The 5,952-nt window shown below is 65.0% G+C and carries 9 protein-coding genes; 2 read left to right on the top strand and 7 right to left on the bottom strand.

Annotation, left to right across the window (positions count from 1 at the left end; genetic code table 11):
• The 6 genes from AC2VOP_RS12665 to AC2VOP_RS12640 form a co-directional block, all read right to left on the bottom strand.
• Positions 1–430, bottom strand: a 430-nt coding sequence (locus AC2VOP_RS12665; RefSeq protein ID WP_486961295.1) for an MlaD family protein, incomplete at its 3' end; no start/stop codon positions are given.
• A 5-nt stretch (positions 431–435) separates the two neighbouring features.
• A complete protein-coding gene (locus AC2VOP_RS12660) occupies positions 436–1,305 on the bottom strand; it encodes an ABC transporter permease (protein ID WP_486961294.1) in 870 nt (289 codons plus the stop codon).
• Between the two features lie 2 nt (positions 1,306–1,307).
• Complete coding sequence (locus tag AC2VOP_RS12655; RefSeq protein WP_486961296.1) at positions 1,308–2,024, bottom strand: MlaE family ABC transporter permease; 717 nt, start codon at positions 2,022–2,024, stop codon at positions 1,308–1,310.
• A gap of 77 nt (positions 2,025–2,101) precedes the next feature.
• Positions 2,102–2,824, bottom strand: coding sequence for a FadR/GntR family transcriptional regulator (locus AC2VOP_RS12650; protein ID WP_486961293.1), 723 nt, complete (start codon positions 2,822–2,824; stop codon positions 2,102–2,104).
• A gap of 220 nt (positions 2,825–3,044) precedes the next feature.
• Positions 3,045–3,428, bottom strand: coding sequence for a hypothetical protein (locus tag AC2VOP_RS12645; protein ID WP_486961292.1), 384 nt, complete (start codon positions 3,426–3,428; stop codon positions 3,045–3,047).
• A 25-nt stretch (positions 3,429–3,453) separates the two neighbouring features.
• Positions 3,454–3,768 (bottom strand): hypothetical protein, encoded by a 315-nt coding sequence (locus tag AC2VOP_RS12640; RefSeq protein WP_486961291.1) that lies wholly within the window; start codon positions 3,766–3,768, stop codon positions 3,454–3,456.
• An 80-nt stretch (positions 3,769–3,848) separates the two neighbouring features.
• Between AC2VOP_RS12640 and AC2VOP_RS12635 the strand changes: the two genes are divergently transcribed.
• On the top strand, positions 3,849–4,268 hold the full coding sequence (locus AC2VOP_RS12635) for a PLP-dependent transferase (protein WP_486961290.1): 420 nt from the start codon (positions 3,849–3,851) through the stop codon (positions 4,266–4,268).
• Between the two features lie 37 nt (positions 4,269–4,305).
• Here the strand turns inward: AC2VOP_RS12635 and AC2VOP_RS12630 are convergent, their stop codons facing one another.
• Positions 4,306–4,788: a gamma-glutamylcyclotransferase family protein gene (locus AC2VOP_RS12630; protein WP_486961289.1), complete on the bottom strand. Its 483-nt coding sequence runs from the start codon at positions 4,786–4,788 to the stop codon at positions 4,306–4,308.
• A 152-nt stretch (positions 4,789–4,940) separates the two neighbouring features.
• Between AC2VOP_RS12630 and AC2VOP_RS12625 the strand changes: the two genes are divergently transcribed.
• Positions 4,941–5,952 (top strand): NAD(P)H-quinone dehydrogenase (locus AC2VOP_RS12625; protein ID WP_486961288.1); only part of this gene is annotated, 1,012 nt, incomplete at its 3' end.

The following is a 5,952-nucleotide window of genomic DNA, read 5'->3' as shown; positions in this document are numbered from 1 at the left end:
CGATCACATCAGCCGTCGAGATACGCTGCGACACCGGGTCGTCCGGCGAGGCCAACGACACATACTTGTTGCCGAACACGGTGGCCGCCTGGATCGTGGCCACCACGTTGGCCGGGATGAGCCTGACGTAGCGCGGGTTGACGTCGAGCATCAGCTTTGCCGCTGGGCGGCCGTCTCGGTCGATCTCGGAGATGTCGGCCACCCGGCCTATCTCCACCCCGTTGTAGGTGACCTTCGAACCGGTCTGCATCACCAGACCCGCCCGCGACGCCAGCATCGTCAACTCGGTCTTAGCCGTGAAATCCCCCCGAAACTGCAAGAACACCAACACCAACACCAACGCACCGAGCCCCAACAGGGCCACACCCTCCAGATAAAGCCACCGGCGTGAGTGGGTACGCGTGGTCGGCTTGGCCGGTGTCGGGGGCATCGCCGCTACACCGTCAGGTTGAAGTTCGGGTTGACACCGTAGAGCGCCAACTGAGCCAACAACACCACCACCACCACCAAGACCAGCGACATCCGCATCGACCTACCAACCGCCTGCCCGACACCGACCGGCCCGCCGCTGGCGGTGTAGCCGTAATAGCAGTGGGTGATCATCACCACCACCGCCATCACCACGACCTGCACCACCGACCAGCCGACGTCCTCGGGCCGCAAGAAAGTCCGAAAGTAGTGCTCATAGGTGCCGTTGGACTGGCCGTAGAACACCGTGGTGACAAGCTGCCCGGAGGTGTAGGCCATATCCAACGCCAACGCATACAACGGCACGATCACCACCAGCCCACCAATGATGCGGGTAGACACCAGAAACGACATCGACCTGATCCCCATCACCTCCAGGGCGTCGATCTCCTCACTGATACGCATCGCGCCCAACTGCGCGGTCGCCCCGGCGCCGACGGTGGCCGCCAACGCCACCCCCGCCACGATCGGCGCCGCCACCCGAGTGTTGGCCAACGCGGCGAAAAACCCGGTGAACGCCTCAGCGCCGATATTGCCCAACGACGCGAAACCCTGAATGGCGATCAACGACCCCCCCGACAACGTCACCAAACCGATGATGGCGACCGTGCCGCCGACAACGGCCATCGCGCCAGTGCCCATCCCGATCTCGGCGATCAACCGCAGCGTCTCGGCGCGGTAATGGCGCAACGCCCACCCGATACGCCCCACACTGACCCGAGTGAACCGCGCAAAACCCCCGAGCTGCTCAAGCGTTCGCCCCGCACCACCGACATAACGGTCAAGACTGGCTGCTGTCCGCGGAAACCGGGCACGCAACACCACCGACGTCGCCACCGCTAACGCCCCGTCCCGAACCGCACCCCGATCGTGGTCAACACCACATTGACCGCAAACAGCGCAAGCACACACAACACCAGCGTCTCGTTGACCGCCACACCCACACCCTTAGGACCACCACGGGTCGTCAACCCGCGATAACAACCCACCAACCCGGCGATCAACCCGAACGTGGCCGACTTGACCACCGAGATAACCACCTCCGGCAAACCAGTCACCAACGTCAACGTGCTCACATAAGCACCCGCCGACACATGCTGAATGAACACCCCAAACACAAAACCCCCCACCAACCCGATCGTGATCACCGCGCCGTTGAGCAAACCCCCCACCACCGTGGCAGCCACCACCCGAGGCACCACCAAACGATGGATCGGATCAATACCCAACACCTCCATCGCGTCGATCTCCTCACGGATGCTGCGCGCACCCAGATCAGCACAGATCGCCGTCGCCCCCGCACCAGCCACCACCAACACCGTCGTCATCGGACCCAACTGAGTCACCGCCCCCAACGCCGCACCCGCACCGGAGATATCCGCCGCCCCGAACTCGGCCAACATGATATTCAGCGTGAAGACAATCAACACCGTCAACGGCACCGCAACCGCGACCGTCGGCAACAACGACACACTGGTAATGAACCAGCCCTGCTCGATCATCTCCTGCCACTGAAAACGCGGCCGAAACAACGCCTTACCCGTCAAAACACACATCCGATAAAACCCACCAACCGCATCCACCCCAGGCCGAACCTGACCACGGACATAACCACTGACCACCACGTAGCTACTCACCGCTGGCTTCCCACGTTGTCGAGCACGGCGGTCAACGTTGCGTTCGAGGTTTCGAGCAAGTCCTGGGCGGCCTTTTTTGCGGCGCCAGCGTCGCCGGCACAAACCGCAGTGGCCAACTTCCGGTAGGAATCCGGACGCCTATCCTCGGTGGTCATCGCCGTGGCGAAAGCAGGTAGTGCCGGCTCATATGCCGCGCGAAATGCATTGAACATCAACCGGAACACGATCGAACCGGCGGCGTCGACCAGGTGATCCCAGAACGTGAGCCCGTGGCGCTGCCACTCGATCGGGTCATCCTCGGACTCCAGCGCACACAGCGATTTGTCGAGAAGTTCAGCCAGCCCGGGCCGGTGCTGTTCTGCCGCTAGCTCGGCGACGTTCAGGCCGTTACGCAGCCGGGCATCGAGGATGCTGTGGGCAACCGATACGTCAAGCCTGCCATCGCGAAACAGCAACTGCGGCAGCAGATCCAAGCCAGCATGCCTCCGGAAATCACGCACGGTGGTGACGCCGCCTTGGCGTACCTCAACAAGACAGGCGGCCGAAAGCCGCTTGATTGCTTCACGCACAGCCGGACGGGATACCCCGAGCACCTCGGCCAGCCGGCGCTCGCTGGGCAACGCCTCCCCGGGCTGCAGCTCCCCGCTGAGCACGTCGGCAACGATCTGCTCGAAAACCGCTTCGGTCACGGACCGCCGAATCACCGGTTGCAGCGCCACCGCAGCAGTATGATGGCTCGGTGGCCGGACGTCAAGTGGCCGGACCAGTGGGTTGCACCCAGACCTGTATCGCGGTCGGCGTACCAGCCAAACGAACCTGGTCGTTCTCGCGACTTTTCTATCCGGTTAGCGGAACTCGCCGTACCTTGGCGGCCGGCTCACTTCGGGGTCTCGAATTCAAAAATCTGCGGCGTCATGGTCGCCCGTGACCGGGATTCCATCACAGAGTTGGGGACTGATCTAGTTCCTCCTGCACCTCGCTTGGAGCGGCGACGTAGTCGCCGAGTTCCGATGAGATCAGCTCGGCGACGGTGAGCAGATCGGCAACGTGGTCACGTAAATGCTGGGTACTGGCGCTGAGCACGCCGGTGATGCTGTTGCGCTTCAGCAGAGGTTCGTGATGTGCGATACGGTTGCGCAGCAGATGTAGCCGGCCGACGGGCCGGTCAACCGATTGGCGGGCCGTACCGGGTCCGAACGCAGCGTGTAGATACGGAACCCACAGCGGATGGTGGTGGGCGGTCGTGGACAGGTAGCGCCAGAATCCAAACGGCAGTTCGGCGATCACCTTGCCCGGCGGCGCCCCTGGGCCGGCGTCGCGCACGGCTCTGTCGATGTGTTCGCGAGGCCTACGATTTGCATCGATGCGAGTTCCGTCGCGGGCCTGATCGCCACCGAACCGGGAACAATCGGTATGGATCGGCCGTCCAGTGCGGCACGCTGCTGGAGGTGTTGGCCACGATGGCGGCGTCGTAGGCGTTGCGCAGCGCCACTTCCAGATGCGCAAGGTCGTGCAACAACGCCGCCGACACGGTGGCGTTCCATTCATACAGGTCAAGCGCCAGCCGCCGATTTGCTCCCGCTGCCGCTAAGTAAACCGCGAACCGCGGCCGGGACAGCCAGGATTCCACCCACGGCCCGGGGCTCTCCTCGTCACCGGACACCTCGTGTAAACTAGCCCAGGTACTGCCCCGGATAACCCCTGGCCGCATGGTCAAGTCGCCGGGGCTTTGTCTTTAGCGACGTGGTCGCCGGTTACGTGGCCGGCAGCCAGGCGGAGCTGATCATGGCGCTAGAACGCGAACGCCTTCACGCTGGACCGATCCTGGGGGCATTCGAGGCCTGGTTGGTGCTACGCAGCCTGGGCACGGCCGGACCTCCGGTTCGACCGCCAATGCCGCAATGCCCAGGGCTTGGCCGAGTTGTTGCGCGGCCACCCGGCGGTCGGGCGGTGCGGTTTCCCGGTCTGACGGGCGATCCTGCACACCCAGTGGCCTCAGCGCAGATGCGCCGCTTCGGCGGCTTGGTCTCAGTGGAACTGGCCAATGCCGCCGCAGTGCATGCGCTGGTGCAACGCCGCGACCTACTGGTCGCGGCCACCAGCTTCGGTGGAATCCACACCACGGTGGACCGGCGTTGCCACCGGATCCCGAACCGCATTTAACGTTTTGACCATCCGCCAGCATTCGCAACGAGAGCGCCTATGTACCGGGGCCGATACTGCGGGCGGGTCGGGTGCGCAAGTCATGGACGTATTCAGCTGGCGCGCCGGCGATTTCGGCAGCATCGGCCATGACCCCCAGGTAGCGTGCCGACGGCAGCCCACCCTCCCAAGCGTCGACCACGTACAACCAGGCGAGCACCGGATCCAAGGTGGTATCCGCAGAAAGCCCAGTCAGCCGATCCACCCGGCAGCGGATCTTCTGGTGAATGCCCAGTTCCGAGCCTTCCCACCTGTCCAGATTCTTCTCGTCGGAAGGCGTCACGTCGTAGAGCACCACAAACACCTTCGCCCCCGGATCCTCGACGATGGTGGCCAGCGCTCCCTCCCAGCCGATGTCCTCGCCGCCGAAGGTGAGCCGCCAGCCGTGTAGCCAACCGGTCCCGGTCATCGGCGAGTGCGGTGCCCGCTGCAGCATCTGGTCTGGGTGCATGTTCGATCCGTAGGCGGCGTAGAGCGGCACGGAGAAAGCTTAAACGGCAGCTACGCGCGATAAGCGGACAACCGACGGCTCGGTTTGATCGCGCGGCTCGCCCCCTCGCCGCTGCACGGCCACGGTGTTGACCACCTCGCGCTGGATCACGACGCGCATCCTCGCCACGTTAGGTTATCGCTGTGGCGACCCGCATTGTGATCCTCGGAGGAGGCCCGGCCGGTTACGAGGCGGCCCTGGTGGCCGCGGCGCGCGGCACGGCGATCGCCCAGGTCACCCTGATCGACTCCGACGGCATCGGTGGCGCCTGCGTGCTGGCCGACTGCGTGCCGTCCAAGACATTCATCGCCTCCAGTGGGGTGCGCACTGAGCTGCGCCGGGCCCCGCATCTCGGGTTTGATATCCACTTCACGGACGCCGAGATCGAGCTGGGGCAGATCCACCAGCGGGTCAAGTCGCTGGCCGCGGCGCAGTCCGCCGACATCACCACCCAGTTGGTCAACTCCGGTGTGGAGGTGATCGCCGGGCGGGGCGAGCTGGTCGACCCTGCTCCCGGTCTGGCCCACCACCGCGTCACAGTGACCGCGGCCGACGGCACGAGCGACGTGCGTGACGCTGACGTGGTGCTGATCGCCACTGGTGCCAGCCCGCGGGTGCTGGCGAGCGCGCAGCCGGACGACGAACGAATTTTGACCTGGCGGCAGCTCTACGACCTGGACAGACTGCCCGAGCATCTCGTCGTCGTCGGCTCGGGGGTGACCGGTGCGGAGTTCGTCAACGCCTACACCGAGCTTGGCGTCAGGGTGACCGTGGTGGCCAGCCGTGACCGGGTGTTGCCGCACGAGGACGTCGACGCGGCGATGGTGTTGGAGCGCTCGTTCGCCGAACGCGGCGTCACGCTGGTCAAGAACGCCCGGGCCGAATCGGTGGTCCGCACCGACACCGGGGTGCTGGTCGCGATGACCGACGGGCGCACCGTCGAGGGCAGCCACGCGCTGATGACCGTCGGGTCGGTGCCCAACACCGCCGGCCTGGGCTTGGAGCGGGTGGGCATCGAACTCGCCGAGGGCAACTACCTGAAAGTCGACCGGGTGTCTCGAACGTCGGTGCCCGGGATCTACGCCGCCGGTGACTGCACCGGCCTGCTGCCGCTGGCGTCGGTCGCCGCGATGCAGGGCCGGATCGCGATGTATC

The sequence above is a fragment of the Mycobacterium sp. TH-M106 genome, from assembly GCF_057473765.1.
Note: the sequence above shows the minus strand (reverse complement) of the source record. Positions and strands in the feature narration are given on the sequence as shown.